At 43.5% G+C, this 12,282-nt stretch carries 16 protein-coding genes and 2 pseudogenes; 1 reads left to right on the top strand and 17 read right to left on the bottom strand.

Annotated elements, in window-relative coordinates; genetic code table 11:
- Positions 1 to 13: 13 nt before the first annotated feature.
- From merB to DFP98_RS16890, 9 genes and pseudogenes are all read right to left on the bottom strand, one after another.
- Positions 14 to 1,015 (bottom strand): organomercurial lyase, encoded by a 1,002-nt coding sequence (gene merB / locus DFP98_RS16925; protein WP_116061797.1) that lies wholly within the window; start codon positions 1,013 to 1,015, stop codon positions 14 to 16.
- Between the two features lie 136 nt (positions 1,016 to 1,151).
- Entirely contained in the window at positions 1,152 to 1,535 is a 384-nt protein-coding gene (locus DFP98_RS16920) for a MerR family transcriptional regulator (protein WP_116061796.1), read from the bottom strand.
- A 761-nt stretch (positions 1,536 to 2,296) separates the two neighbouring features.
- Complete coding sequence (gene merA / locus DFP98_RS16915; protein ID WP_116061961.1) at positions 2,297 to 3,901, bottom strand: mercury(II) reductase; 1,605 nt, start codon at positions 3,899 to 3,901, stop codon at positions 2,297 to 2,299.
- 89 nt (positions 3,902 to 3,990) lie between these two features.
- Entirely contained in the window at positions 3,991 to 4,647 is a 657-nt protein-coding gene (locus tag DFP98_RS16910; protein ID WP_116061795.1) for a cytochrome c biogenesis CcdA family protein, read from the bottom strand.
- Positions 4,644 to 5,165 carry a TlpA family protein disulfide reductase gene (locus DFP98_RS16905; protein WP_116061794.1) on the bottom strand — a complete coding sequence of 174 codons (522 nt, stop codon included), beginning with the start codon at positions 5,163 to 5,165 and terminating at the stop codon, positions 4,644 to 4,646. The genes DFP98_RS16910 and DFP98_RS16905 overlap by 4 nt, the downstream gene beginning before the upstream one ends.
- Entirely contained in the window at positions 5,165 to 5,425 is a 261-nt protein-coding gene (locus tag DFP98_RS16900; RefSeq protein WP_116061793.1) for a hypothetical protein, read from the bottom strand. Before DFP98_RS16900 ends, DFP98_RS16905 begins: the two co-directional genes overlap by 1 nt.
- Before the next feature lie 103 nt (positions 5,426 to 5,528).
- The gene (locus DFP98_RS40240) at positions 5,529 to 5,681 is read right to left on the bottom strand and encodes a hypothetical protein (RefSeq protein ID WP_425455537.1); all 153 of its coding nucleotides are present in this window, start codon (positions 5,679 to 5,681) and stop codon (positions 5,529 to 5,531) included.
- Between the two features lie 41 nt (positions 5,682 to 5,722).
- Positions 5,723 to 6,145, bottom strand: a pseudogene (locus DFP98_RS40380) (prolipoprotein diacylglyceryl transferase family protein).
- 114 nt (positions 6,146 to 6,259) lie between these two features.
- Positions 6,260 to 6,604, bottom strand: a complete 345-nt coding sequence (locus tag DFP98_RS16890; RefSeq protein WP_181917740.1) for an ArsR/SmtB family transcription factor — start codon at positions 6,602 to 6,604, stop codon at positions 6,260 to 6,262.
- A 483-nt stretch (positions 6,605 to 7,087) separates the two neighbouring features.
- Here DFP98_RS16890 and DFP98_RS16885 point away from each other — a divergent pair.
- Positions 7,088 to 7,177 (top strand): annotated as a pseudogene (locus DFP98_RS16885) (transcriptional regulator); the annotation flags it as partial.
- 158 nt (positions 7,178 to 7,335) lie between these two features.
- Here DFP98_RS16885 and DFP98_RS16880 read toward each other — a convergent pair.
- From DFP98_RS16880 to DFP98_RS39100, 8 genes are all read right to left on the bottom strand, one after another.
- A complete protein-coding gene (locus DFP98_RS16880; RefSeq protein WP_116061792.1) occupies positions 7,336 to 8,253 on the bottom strand; it encodes a hypothetical protein in 918 nt (305 codons plus the stop codon).
- A 69-nt stretch (positions 8,254 to 8,322) separates the two neighbouring features.
- Positions 8,323 to 8,592 (bottom strand): YbbN family protein, encoded by a 270-nt coding sequence (locus DFP98_RS16875; RefSeq protein WP_116061791.1) that lies wholly within the window; start codon positions 8,590 to 8,592, stop codon positions 8,323 to 8,325.
- 1 nt (position 8,593) lies between these two features.
- The gene (locus DFP98_RS16870) at positions 8,594 to 9,007 is read right to left on the bottom strand and encodes a MerR family transcriptional regulator (protein WP_116061790.1); all 414 of its coding nucleotides are present in this window, start codon (positions 9,005 to 9,007) and stop codon (positions 8,594 to 8,596) included.
- A 185-nt stretch (positions 9,008 to 9,192) separates the two neighbouring features.
- The gene (locus DFP98_RS16865) at positions 9,193 to 9,804 is read right to left on the bottom strand and encodes a recombinase family protein (RefSeq protein ID WP_116061789.1); all 612 of its coding nucleotides are present in this window, start codon (positions 9,802 to 9,804) and stop codon (positions 9,193 to 9,195) included.
- Positions 9,805 to 10,178: 374 nt separating this feature from the next.
- Positions 10,179 to 10,667, bottom strand: a complete 489-nt coding sequence (locus DFP98_RS16860) for an HD-GYP domain-containing protein (protein WP_181917739.1) — start codon at positions 10,665 to 10,667, stop codon at positions 10,179 to 10,181.
- Between the two features lie 11 nt (positions 10,668 to 10,678).
- A complete protein-coding gene (locus DFP98_RS16855) occupies positions 10,679 to 11,257 on the bottom strand; it encodes a hypothetical protein (RefSeq protein WP_116061787.1) in 579 nt (192 codons plus the stop codon).
- The gene (locus tag DFP98_RS16850) at positions 11,250 to 11,717 is read right to left on the bottom strand and encodes a hypothetical protein (RefSeq protein ID WP_246016574.1); all 468 of its coding nucleotides are present in this window, start codon (positions 11,715 to 11,717) and stop codon (positions 11,250 to 11,252) included. The genes DFP98_RS16855 and DFP98_RS16850 overlap by 8 nt, the downstream gene beginning before the upstream one ends.
- A 249-nt stretch (positions 11,718 to 11,966) precedes the next feature.
- Positions 11,967 to 12,143 carry a hypothetical protein gene (locus DFP98_RS39100; RefSeq protein ID WP_181917738.1) on the bottom strand — a complete coding sequence of 59 codons (177 nt, stop codon included), beginning with the start codon at positions 12,141 to 12,143 and terminating at the stop codon, positions 11,967 to 11,969.
- Positions 12,144 to 12,282 lie beyond the last annotated feature (139 nt).

The following is a 12,282-nucleotide window of genomic DNA, read 5'->3' as shown; positions in this document are numbered from 1 at the left end:
CTCCTGGAATTTACTATCGATAAATCACCGTAACTGGGAACGGATAGTATGGATCGGATTCCAATGCAGTTTGGGCAGCATTTGCTATATTTCTGATATCAGTGTCATGATTTATATTTATAGGAACGATCAACAGATTTCCCGCTGATTCAGGTTGCCCTGTAACTTCTGGTAAATTAGCAATTGCCTCGTTCACTCGTTCCAAACAACCTTTGCACGTGAATCGCTCCGATTCCAAAATAATTTTATCGGCTTCTGTTTGGATAGTCATTTCGTTTTTAAAGCCCTGCAATGCACCACCAAACACGCCGGCACCAACTTCGAATGCCTCCAATAGAGTGAGTCGAGTCCCCGCTTTTGTTGGATTCTTTTCATTAGATTCAGACCAATGTTTGTCCGAGCAATAAAATTGAATCGCCGGACAACAACTTGTGGAAACAGGCGGATTAGGGTCCGTGCTGCAAGACGTGGTGCTGCACGAAGTCATATCAGTAACAGTTCCAACGCCGACTACAACTGTCTCCGGATTGGAAACAGGAACATTGTTTTTGACATTGATATTAATTTTTTCGCCGCAGTGCGCACATTCTGATTCAATGAGGGCATCCGATTCAAACATCGATGGAATCCCAAGAGCATCAATGGCGCACATTGAATACGCTGGTGATTTTCCGGACAGTGTCACTCGATGTGGTGTGGGAATTCCGGAATAAGGGTAGGCTACCGTCACGTTGCCGCTCTTCTTATCCCAATGAATTAAGTCCAATTCGGAAAATCTACTCAAAATTGATTGCAGATCTACACCGAGTTGTTTTACCATCGGAATCAAATCAGCCACATTAACTGTCTTACCTTCGGTAAACTCAAAAAGAATAGCCGTACGAATCATATTTTCCATTGGTGTCAGGGACTTTAATTTTTCCTTAAATCCTTCTTCCGGCAAGCCAAGTGTTTGTAAAACCTTCTCCGTTAAATCTTGTAATGATGCATTTATTTGATTTTGGCTTTGTTTCATGTTGTTGACTCCTTTATTTTTAGTTTTTGTATCATCCGAAATTACGCCTCGAAATTATCGTTGGGTATTATCCGCAGAATAGGTGGACTGAAAATCATAACAAATTATTGCAATTCCAGGTGACACCTCATTTTATTTATATCCCCTCCATATGAGTGAATACTTCTTCCGGGCAGTCAAGAAACGAAGCAACGTGTTGACGTAACATTTGAAGTTCCTCGATATGCTCATCTATCCGTATCAGCTTTTCCCGCAATAAATGTTGAAGATGCGGTTCTACATCTTTCGTATTTTTTTCAAAAATGACAAGTAACTGCTTGATTTCCTCCAGGGATATCCCTAAGGATTGGAACTGTTTAATACAATTAATACAAAATACATGATTCTCGTTATAGACCCGATAATTGCCGTTGCTGCGCTGAACTTCAGGCACAACCAACCCCGTATCTTCATACAAGCGAATCGCCTTTCGACTGACTCCGGTTTGATGCGATAATTGACCGATCGTCAGGCATTCCATAAGTTTTTCACCCCATTACGAAAATAGTTTAAATCATGTCATGATTATACAACCTTGTCCTAAGGTCAAGGTCAAGTGTCATCTGTAGAACAAAACAAACCACAATCAGCCACCGAACAAAATCAGAATGAGGGCAAGATTTTTGGAGCCAGAATTGGGAGTGACCGGGGCTGTATCGAAATACGGTGCAGGGAAACCGGAAGGGCGAACGTCATAAATAACGAGAGGAATAGTTACCGTTCGCGCACTCAGCACACTCGTCTAGTCGAGAATATGGATCGCCAAGTCGTATGGCTCAAACAGATCGGACATGGTATGTGCTCATCTCCTTGCGGAACCCACACACTAAAACCGTACTTTAGAGTTTCGCCGGAAAAGCCTACGGATGCTGAACTTTCCGATAAAATGAAGAGAAAAATCCCCAGAACGATAGCAATGCAGAAGTGATACGTTCAGTCAACTTCCGCGAATTACCTGCCCTTAACAGTGATCGGATCCGCACCTTAAGCAAAGGGGAATCGGTTGAATCTTCTCTCGGGTAACTAATTATTGGTATAAAATCAAGGATCAACAATAAGGTTGGATATGTGACTACGATGAGCAAATACATTGATGCAGGCCCGAAATGACCGAACATATATAATGGTATAATTAATTGTGCGGACTTATCAACGATCAGACCCAAATAACCGTCAGGCAAAATCATTCCTGATGGTTATTTGGGTTTGATCGTATAAAACAAACTTTAGATGTGGTGATTATTAGCCTGCGCAGCAGGACAATTTGGATACATCTTTATCGAAGGTAAGCGCGGCTAACTTGAGACCTTCCGCCATTGTCAGATAGGGCGCAAGACTTTCGCGCAAATCTTGAACCGTCAAACCAAATTTCACCGCTAATGTGGCCGCATAAATGACATCTCCCGCATTTTCGGCAACAATATGCACGCCGAGCACTTTCAGTGTTTTTGCTTCAGCAACTATTTTGAATACGCCTGTTGTTTCGCGGTTCACAATGGCCCTCGGAACAGCATCCAACGGTAAAACGGACGTTTTCACTTCGTGTCCGGCCGCTTTCGCCTGTTCCTCTGTGAGACCGACAGTCGCAATAGAAGGATTCGTAAAGGTTACGCCTGGAACAACATTTAGATCGACCTTACGCGATGCACCTAAGGCATTATGTGCTGCAACGCCACCTTCATAGGCCGCCACATAAACAAATTGCGGTCCCAACGTCACATCGCCTGCTGCATAAATGCGAGGATTGCTTGTCCGTAAATATTCATCGATGATAACCTGTCCACGGGCTCCGAGCTTGACTCCGGCAGCATCAAGATGGAGGGCTGCTGTGTTTGGTTTTCTTCCCGTTGCAACAAGCAGTTGTTCCGCTTCAATCACTTGTTTCTCGCCATTGACCATAATGTGGACACGTTTTACTTGCCCGTCTTGTTCTACTCGCTCAAACGAGGCTCCAGTAATTAAATTGATTCCTTGGTCGGTTAGGGCTTCGGTTACAGCTTCAGCGATCTCGGGATCATACATTTTTAGGATGCGCGCACTTCGTTGCATTAATGTAACTTCTGCTCCCAGATTGTGAAACAGTTGGCCCAATTCCATTGCGATATATCCGGAACCGATCACAGCAAGTCGTTTTGGAAGTTCTTTCAGTTCAAGAGCCGATGTGCTCGTGAGATAATCGACTTCTTTCAGTCCTGCAATGTCCGGAACCTCAGGAGCAGCGCCTGTTGCGATCAAGAAACTTTTCGCCGAGATCTTGCGGCCAGTTACTTCTACGGTCATCTCGTCTATGAATCGGGCTTCCCCTTGAATAAGTTCAAAACCGTAATCATCGATCAAATTGACATACTTTTGCTGGCGAAGGTTATCAACAAGCTCATTCTTTTTCTTCACTAATGTAGCCAAATCCACTGGCTCGGCGGAAGTTTCTATTCCAAGAAATGGGTTCCGATGAGCAAGGTGATTGATTTCCCCGGCACGGAGCAGTGTTTTTGAAGGAACACACCCTACATTGACACATGTTCCGCCGATGGTGCCGCGCTCAATCATGCCTACTTTGGCCCCTTGTTGGACGGCTTCAATGGCGGCCGAAAAAGCGGCTCCGCCTGATCCGATAACTACCAAATCATAATCGCCGTCGCTGAATGGTGGTTTGACTTCCTCTGAAATGATTACTGCATCGCCTGGCTTGTACCCGGTGTCAGAGATAGCTTTTTTCGCTTGTTCAAGGTCGCTATTCACTGCAACCTGAAAACTTGCTTCTCCGCGTCGAAAACTGGCCGATACATTGGTTGCCCCGACGTTCTGTAATGCTTTGACCACATGGTCTTCGCAGCCTGTGCAAGTCATCCCTTGAACCGGGATGCGAACTTCAATTTTATTTTCACTCACAATGAACTCGCCTCACTAAATGTATTTTTGCTTGCATTATCCTTTTGTCAGCGCAGATACGGCATGAAATAAAAAATAAGATAGATTCCTGTTGCAAATGTTATGACGCCGCTCAATTTTCCCATCCATCGAGCGCTTGAACGGACAATGTTCATCACGAGCTGTTGGGAAATTGTTGAAGCCAGTGATATCAAAGTTACCACAAAGCCCATCCCAAGCGAGTATAAAAGGAAGTTAGACATGCCGCTCAAGAATCCGTTTGCTCCAAACGACGACAAAACCATTACCGAAAATAACGGCAAGGTACAACCCAACGATCCAAGCGCATATGCAATTCCATAAAAGAAGAGGGACAGTTTCGCGCCTTTCTTTAATTCCCAATTTCCCCCGATATGAAAGGAAAATATGCTTTTGCCAAGCATCATAAAGGTTCCTGCGATAACAAACCCGACCGCAACCGTGAAGGCGATCCATGGCATAGCTTTCCCTAATATTTCAGCGAATACCATGAAAACAAGTCCGGTAATTAGAAACACAACCAAAAAACCGGAGGTCATAAGCAGACCTGCCCATAGACCGTCGCTGACTTTCCTTTGCTGTCCGCCTAACAAGTACACAATGTACGAGGGAAGAATCGCTATGCCGCATGGATTGAATGCCGCCATCATCCCGGTTCCAAAAATAAGAAGTGCAGTCGCCGTCATTTTAGCACCTTCTGCAGCTCGGATGGTGAAGGCTTCACGCCGCTAAAAATAATTTGATTCTGATAAACGACCAAAACGGTATCGATCGACGTAACCTTAAATTTTTGTATCAGGGATTGATCCATATCAATCACATGGGGCCAATCCGACTTCGTATATTGCGTGAATTCCCGAATCGTATCTTTTGTGTCATTCGCCGGATCTATAGCAATCCCTACGAGATCTACATTCGGGTTATTCGCAAACTTGAGCAGACTGATTTCAGTCTCTGCACAAGAGCTACACCCGGTCGATATCATAAAATGAAGAATCGTCTTTTTGTTCGGATCGACCGTAACACTTTTCCCGTCGATATCTGTAAATGACAAATCGGAAACCACCGATTGGCCGACTGTATTGCTTACTAGATCGGTGGTTTTCACACCGCCCGCGGTAGCAGCGCCTCCGAATTTGGTCACCGCAAAGTAACCAATGCCGACTATAGCTATTAAGAGAACAATAAGCGAAACACGTTTCATTAGTTGACCTCCTTCCTAGGAGGATGACAACAATCCATTGTTTGGCCTTCAGTTTTATCTTGTCCGATTTTATTAAAGACCCTGTATAGGGACAAAGCAAACAATACGCCTAGAACAATAAACGCAGCGGTTTTATAAGTGGTTAAGAAGGCGCCCAAAGCAGTTCCCGCTAATAGGGGAATGATGAACACCAGATGACAAGGACAAGTTAGGAAAGCTAAAACTCCCCAACCCCAACCTTTCTTCGATTCTTTCTCCATGAAAAGTCCTCCCTTGATGTCATTTAAGTTGTTTCTCTTACCATGTTCTCTGTTCTTAGCCGAATGATGAAAATTATTGCGATCAAAACCGTAATTACACTCGTTACTTGAGCGGTACGAAGATCAAAAAACGTGCGCAGACTATCGCCTCGTAACACTCCAGGAAAAATCGGGATGCGGAATCGAAGGTGAGCATCCACAGGAAAAGGAAACCATCATATAACTTCCGATTTCGAAGCATCAGAAGAATGCCCATAATCATTAAATCTGCGAACGCCTCAAACAAGACCGCGGGTATCAGCGGACAGGGCCATTGGCTTGATAAGCCATCGTACCGGGCTGTTGATAGACGAAACCAAACGTTTGTGACACAATTCCGTAATCGTCGCCGGCCATAAAATCGCGAATACGTCCAATAGCCATGCCAAGTATAAGTCCGGGTGCTACGATATCCGCAAATTTCCAGACGGGCATATTTCGCTTTCGGGCGAACAGGATTCCAGCGATGATACCGCCGATTAAACCGCCTTGATGCGCTAATCCACCTTCCCAAATGGCTAACAATTTGAGGGGATTGTCTGTCCACATAGTATTCTAGTGAAAATGCCGCATACCACAAACGAGCGCCTAGTACCCCGCCCACATAGCATAGATTATAAAATCAGCAATTAATTCCGAAGCGTAACCCTGTATTTTCGCTTGACGTTGTGCCAACCACATACCAAGCAAAAAGGCTAATGCAATGACAGCTCCGTGTGTGGAGACCGGAATACAGCAATACGGAACAATTCAAATCCAATCATTGCTTATCCAACATCTCCATTTTTTAATCCTTTAAATTCTGGTACAACAATTGATGTGCTCTGCGTTATCCGCTACGACCTCACGAGCCAATTCAATGATCTTGCGAATTCTTTCATCTGTAATACGGTAATAAACAAATTTGCCTTCCTGACGAGTAGAAACATAGCCGCACCATTTTAAACAAGCAAGCTGATTTGATATTTGCGCTTGTTTCATTCCCAACTCTTGGACTAACTGCCCGACATTTTTTTCGGATTCAAGCAATGACAGAGCAATTTTAAACCGTGCGGGGTTTGAAAGACCGTGAAAAAACTTGGCTAATAGTTCATGATGCAAACCTTCCAACTGTGTAACTGGCTGTTCTTCAACCATCATCAACACCTCCAATATCATATTATAATATTTAAATATTATATACAAGTTCGGTTTGAATTTACCTCAATCCACATGACATGTTCCTGATCATGTAAAAAAGTCCTCAGAACTTTAAAGGGTATTACCCCTCAATTTCAGAGACAGCGACCAGAGCATTAATGGAACAGGGTATTCCGGTTATGTACCGGTGTAACATTCGTGTGCGTGAACGCGGCGGCCTGAAAAATTTCATATTTCAATTGTCAGTTCAGGTTGATTCCGAACTGTTTCTATGTGCGTTTATTTACTAGAGCACCTTTCATTAGGCAATCGCATAAAGTAAAGGCAAAAGCAAAAAAGGAGTCTATAGGAAGGAGGAGAGATCAACATTGTCAATGTGGCCATACGAATATTATGGTCCTTAGGTCTGACATGATGAACCCTGGCATTATGGCGCAAGGTATGCCGCATGCTATGATGGGGCCAACCCAGATGAAAAACATTATGGCGAAAATCTTCAAGGCGCTGTCCGATGAAACGCGAGTCAAGATTGCCCTGGCATTATGCCAAGAAGATGAATTGTGTGTAAGTGATCGCCCCTTTATCCAAGTGGGGGCTGAATTTTTGAAGGGATCACCGCCGTCCAAAACAAAAGATCCCTCCAGATTGGCAGGGATCTTCGTTATTTCTGATGTTCAGTGATTTGCTGCACAATAAAATATTGATTGAGATATCGTCAGTAAAATGTTGTTTTACAATTGCATTAACTTTTCACGTTGCTTCATTTCAAACTTTTTATAAGCAAGTACCGCACCAAACATGAAAACGGAAGAAATGAGTGCGCCCACCGGCAACATCGCAGCTATATCCCGAGGAAATATAAACGGGAGCAGGGGAAAGGCATACGCGGCTGGCATACGGATGCCAACAACACGTAAAAGAATAAGCATCAAAAACATCGCTACTAATGTCACCAAGATCCACGAATCAATAGCAAAGTACAACAACGTTCCGACAGTCGCAGATATGGTTAACACAAGCCCTTGCTTAAAAGCCACTTTTCCATTATACATGGGCTTCTGAAGTGACTCGTACACAACAACGAGGATTGGTGGAATCACCGCGAGTTGCAGGTAGCCAGCGAACCAGCATAACGCAATCCATACGAAATTGAGCATTAAGAACACAAGCATGTACTTGTAGTGAATCTTCACCTTCTGTTCAAGTCCTTTACTGAATCCAAATATGAGAACCCCAAACATTAATATCAAGGTCAAAATGAAAACCGACAGGATGAATGACCATTCGTTTGCGTTCATGACCAGCGGCAGTAAGCCGGTCGCAATCGAAGGAGCTAGGTTCGATTGAACGAGACGCAAAAACAGCATGATGAACACCAGGGTGAGCATGACTTTCACTACATATGTAAACGGTAATTGATTAATCGCAAAACCTAAAGCAGCCGTGACAGATGGAGCAAGAAAAATCTTCGATGGCTGCCTTATCCATCCGGCTTCCCGATACACCCACATCGCAACTGCCATTGCCGCAATTTCAGGCAAAATTATCTCGTGATCGTTCATTATAACCGAAGCCGTAACCATCGACAAAATAAAGGCTATAGCCGCGATATAAGAAATTATTGTTTCTTTTGAAACCGGTACATTCATGGTTCTCACTTCCTTTTCATAGCCAAAGAAAAGCAAGGGTGACATCAAGTCCACCCTGGCATACGTGCATTATTGACCTAAACCGGCTGCTTTCAAAGCATCGATATTAATACCACCATTGCTGCAGCACTCCACCAATTGTCCGTTGATCGCAACGGCTGGAATAGATTTAACACCGAATGCTTTTGCTTTCGCTTCGCATTCGTTAGTATCGCATTTTTTGTTGAGGTCATACACCACAACCTCACAATTCGAGCAAGCAAGGTCCTTTACTTGCTGCACCGTACCTTCGCACACACTACAACCTGCAGTAAATACTTCGATTAATCTTTTAGACATCCTAATTCACTCCTTCAGATAATTGTTTCATGATTGGACACTGATTTTTCGGAACTCCGGAACCAGGACATTTTTCGACCAAAGCCTCTAACAATACCTTCATTTCGTTTAAATCGCGAATCTTCTTTTCAATTTCCTCGATTTTTCCTGACGCAAAGTCGTGCATTTCCTCCGAATGGAATTCCTCGTCCCCACTTGATGCCGACAGCAAATTTTTAATTTCTTCCAGCGTAAACCCCAAATCCTGAGCTCGTTTGATAAACTCAATGTCTTGGATCACATGCTGTGGAAACATTCTATATCCGGACTCGGTTCGAGGAGGTTCCGAAATCAATCCACGCCTTTCGTAGTATCGAATGGTTTCAATATTTACGTTAGATGCCTTCGCCACTTGGCTCATCGTTAAACCATTCATTACATAACCCCCCTCGTTTATTAGTATGCACCCCGTACTATGGTACGGGGTCAATACAATTTTATAAGATAGTTTTTATCGAACTGCTTCAACCGCTATTTGACTTATCCATAAGTCGAATCGGCCCCCGGACTATTATCCGACGGCTACTCCGTCAATAGCCCCCAAAACAGACCCAAAACCCCTTATCCGCATTGCTGACTTTCGTACTCCTTCACGCGCCGGTAAAACGTGTTGGACTTCATATCAAGCAATTTCATGGCTGCGGTGGCCGTAATCGCGCCGGATCTCCATTGGTCGTATACCCGGATAAAGTTTGCGTCGATTTGCTGCTTGGGGCGCCCGAACTTCACGCCTTCCTTTCTCGCAACCTCAATCCCTTCCGCTTGGCGCTGCCGGTTCTTCTTGCGTTCCTGTTCGGCCACGTAGGAAAGCAGGCTCAGAAATTGATCCTCCATCACTTTGCCAAAGTCGCCCATCGTCCGGAACTTCCGGCTATCGAATAGCGTTTCGTTTTCCAGCACAACAATATCCGCTTGCAGCTCCCGCGTGATAGTTTTCCATTCCTGAATGATGCCGTCATAATCACGGCCCAGCCGGTCCAGCGCATCGAGGTAAATAAGATCACCTTCGCGGATCATCAGCCGCATGGCCTGATACCTGGGGCGATCAAAATCTTTACCGCTTTGCTTATCCATAAAAATATATCGCTCGTCGATCCCCAGCGCCCGAAACTTCACAAGTTGCCTCTCCGGATTTTGGTCCTTGGCCGACACTCGCGCATAAGCCATCTCCATTTCTGATGCCTCCCCTAATTGAATCTGTTTCAAAAAGTATATGGTATTGCGTGGGATGTTTCAATATTTGTTTTTGTAGGTTTTGACACAAAAAATAGGCCCGTCTCCGGACCTGTCAAAACGTATGCTATTCGAGACATAATAAAAGACTACTCGGTAGGTGTCACTATCATATACGTTTTGAAAACACCTAATGACCGCTAAGCTCTTGAATAAAGGAGAATCAATAACTTTGGTCTCCTGTGTTCCCGGACAAAGCAGTTCAGTATGATACTAGCAAGCTTTCGACTTATACTTCGGGACATTCCAATACGAGCCTAGAGTAAGAAAATACGCTAAGCCGGTCTAATCCGGAGGCTTAGCGTATATTTTCGTTAAAATGTTGGCGTGACCCCTATTACATCCATCGGTTTTACTGCTTTTCTGTATGCTCGAACTTCTGTCATTGCATCAAAGACATCACACACAGCCAATAACTTCGATAACTCTGTCTGATCTAATCTCCCATTCGGGTATCCTGATCCGTCCTCTCGCTCATGATGCCCAATAACTGCTTGAACAATCTCGACATTTACTCTATATCTTTTTAGAAGTTCAGCCCCTAAAGTAACATGGCTTTTTACGCGTTCATACTGTTCCCGTTCTAATGGTCCTGGGAATGACAAAAGCTGATGTGGGACATAAATTTTCCCAATATCGTGTAACTGTCCCGACCGCCAAACTAGAAAAGAGTCTCTGTATTGCCAGCCTAAATACCTCGAAATTTGTAAGCAAAGATTTGATACCCGAAGTGAATGATAATATGTTTCAGAATGATGAGCTCGTAATTTCTCTAATAAGAAATAGTCCGCACTTATCCTCAACTCATCTGCTCCTATCGGAATCTTATATTTGAGACACTACTTTTCACAATTGGTTCAGATCTACTGAATCCCAAAAGCGGTTGCTTGATTTCTACTATGGCCACAACCGATGGACCGTAAATGGTTACCGCAATATTTCTTGTTACTTCATGGTCTGTCCCAGAGTTTACCGAAATGCTTTTTTGATAGAAAAAAGGATAAGAATTTGCAGTAACTGCCTCCAGTACATGTACAATTGGTTTGCTAGTCAAAAAGCTATCGTTTTGGGGTTGATCGTCATTGTCTAATCTCAGATTTAGTCTAAGGTATTTGTAAAAATTTTTTGTACCTGCACCACTGTCCCAAACCAGGCGTCCCCTTGCTTTCTCTATCTCATTGACATCTGCAGCTGCTGCTTTTGTCGCCTGGTCTAATGCAGGCTTAAGTTTATGGCTACTGGAAACTTGAAGAATCCAGTTGATAGAAACCGCCCAGATTAGAGCGATAAGAATTGCAGAGAACAACACAAAAACAAGAACATGGGTTCCGCCCCTGTTATCTTTTAACGTATACCAAAAGAGACTAAAAAACTTATTCCGGAGTTTACTCATAAGCTTCACTCCTTGCAAAGACCGTGATCTGATAGAACCCTTCAGTTTCCTCGCTTGAACCATTACCTCCGATCGCCCTTATTATTTTGGTTATGTTTGGAGCAGGGTATTTTAATACGACAGAAACGGTCGGATCTGGATCATCCTTTAACACTTTATTAAAAGTGCTGCCAGAGTAAGAAGGATATCCGTTCCCGTTAATGCTGATGCTCCCCATTCCAATTTCTGAGAGCCTATCATTTGTGTTTTGGATAATGGTGGAACTCATTAATCCAACATCCTGAACTTCCTCCAATGCATGATTCACGATGGAAATTAATTTGTCATGTTTCATACTATAAACAAAGAACGGAATAATACTAAAACACAATACCATCAGAATGGGCATTATCCAGATGGTAGTAATCAAAGTAGCGACACCTTGATTACATTTCATAGTACGTTTTATTCTGGTAATCATTGGATTGTATCACCTCTATATTTACACAATAGTGTTGTAGTCGTTTTTTAATGAAGCCTGCAGTTGCGTGGACCGCAGGCTTCAGGGTTAATTTGTAACATAGTCGTATTTGCGTATTTTTTCAGATAGGTTTCCATGCCCATCAATTACCTTCTGGTTCAATCCGTTGCCATTGCCAAGAAAAATAGCAATGACTACTCCTAACATCAAGACCCCGAGTGATAAACTAGCAAGTATTTTACTCATAGGTCATGGAAGCGTCGCCGTTACAGCACCAGTTGCTGGATCGACTCTCAGTGTTTCAATCCCCGTCCCGATACTTTCGCCTTTCGGCGCAACTCCCGGAAGGATCTTATAGCCTATTGTAAAAAATGTAATAGAAAGAACCAATACGGACACAGCAACAGTTGTCAACAATTTTCCCATTTACTCACTCTCTCCTTTTATGATTAATAAATAAATGCAGTTTCGATCCTACTGCCGGTTGCACCCCCTGCTGTAACCAGCGGAGGAATGATCTCAACTCCGAATATGTAAAATAAACATCCGAGCGTGAGAACACAAA

Source organism: Cohnella phaseoli (genome assembly GCF_003386235.1).
Taxonomy (GTDB): Bacteria; Bacillota; Bacilli; order Paenibacillales; family Paenibacillaceae; genus Cohnella; species Cohnella phaseoli.
The sequence above is the reverse complement of the archived record's forward strand: the minus strand, read 5'-3'. Positions and strand labels throughout refer to the sequence as shown.

What these genes read in the sequence shown, in the direction of transcription:
- merB (WP_116061797.1), bottom strand. Translation starts at nt 1,015, where the DNA reads ATGAAACAAAGCCAAAATCAAATAAATGCATCATTACAAGATTTAACG.
- DFP98_RS16920 (WP_116061796.1), bottom strand. Translation starts at nt 1,535, where the DNA reads ATGGAATGCCTGACGATCGGTCAATTATCGCATCAAACCGGAGTCAGT.
- merA (WP_116061961.1), bottom strand. Translation starts at nt 3,901, where the DNA reads ATGACTTGCACAGGCTGCGAAGACCATGTGGTCAAAGCATTACAGAAC.
- DFP98_RS16910 (WP_116061795.1), bottom strand. Translation starts at nt 4,647, where the DNA reads ATGACGGCGACTGCACTTCTTATTTTTGGAACCGGGATGATGGCGGCA.
- DFP98_RS16905 (WP_116061794.1), bottom strand. Translation starts at nt 5,165, where the DNA reads ATGAAACGTGTTTCGCTTATTGTTCTCTTAATAGCTATAGTCGGCATT.
- DFP98_RS16900 (WP_116061793.1), bottom strand. Translation starts at nt 5,425, where the DNA reads ATGGAGAAAGAATCGAAGAAAGGTTGGGGTTGGGGAGTTTTAGCTTTC.
- DFP98_RS40240 (WP_425455537.1), bottom strand. Translation starts at nt 5,681, where the DNA reads ATGGGCATTCTTCTGATGCTTCGAAATCGGAAGTTATATGATGGTTTC.
- DFP98_RS16890 (WP_181917740.1), bottom strand. Translation starts at nt 6,604, where the DNA reads ATGATGGTTGAAGAACAGCCAGTTACACAGTTGGAAGGTTTGCATCAT.
- DFP98_RS16880 (WP_116061792.1), bottom strand. Translation starts at nt 8,253, where the DNA reads ATGAATGTACCGGTTTCAAAAGAAACAATAATTTCTTATATCGCGGCT.
- DFP98_RS16875 (WP_116061791.1), bottom strand. Translation starts at nt 8,592, where the DNA reads ATGTCTAAAAGATTAATCGAAGTATTTACTGCAGGTTGTAGTGTGTGC.
- DFP98_RS16870 (WP_116061790.1), bottom strand. Translation starts at nt 9,007, where the DNA reads ATGAATGGTTTAACGATGAGCCAAGTGGCGAAGGCATCTAACGTAAAT.
- DFP98_RS16865 (WP_116061789.1), bottom strand. Translation starts at nt 9,804, where the DNA reads ATGGAGATGGCTTATGCGCGAGTGTCGGCCAAGGACCAAAATCCGGAG.
- DFP98_RS16855 (WP_116061787.1), bottom strand. Translation starts at nt 11,257, where the DNA reads ATGAGTAAACTCCGGAATAAGTTTTTTAGTCTCTTTTGGTATACGTTA.
- DFP98_RS16850 (WP_246016574.1), bottom strand. Translation starts at nt 11,717, where the DNA reads ATGATTACCAGAATAAAACGTACTATGAAATGTAATCAAGGTGTCGCT.
- DFP98_RS39100 (WP_181917738.1), bottom strand. Translation starts at nt 12,143, where the DNA reads ATGGGAAAATTGTTGACAACTGTTGCTGTGTCCGTATTGGTTCTTTCT.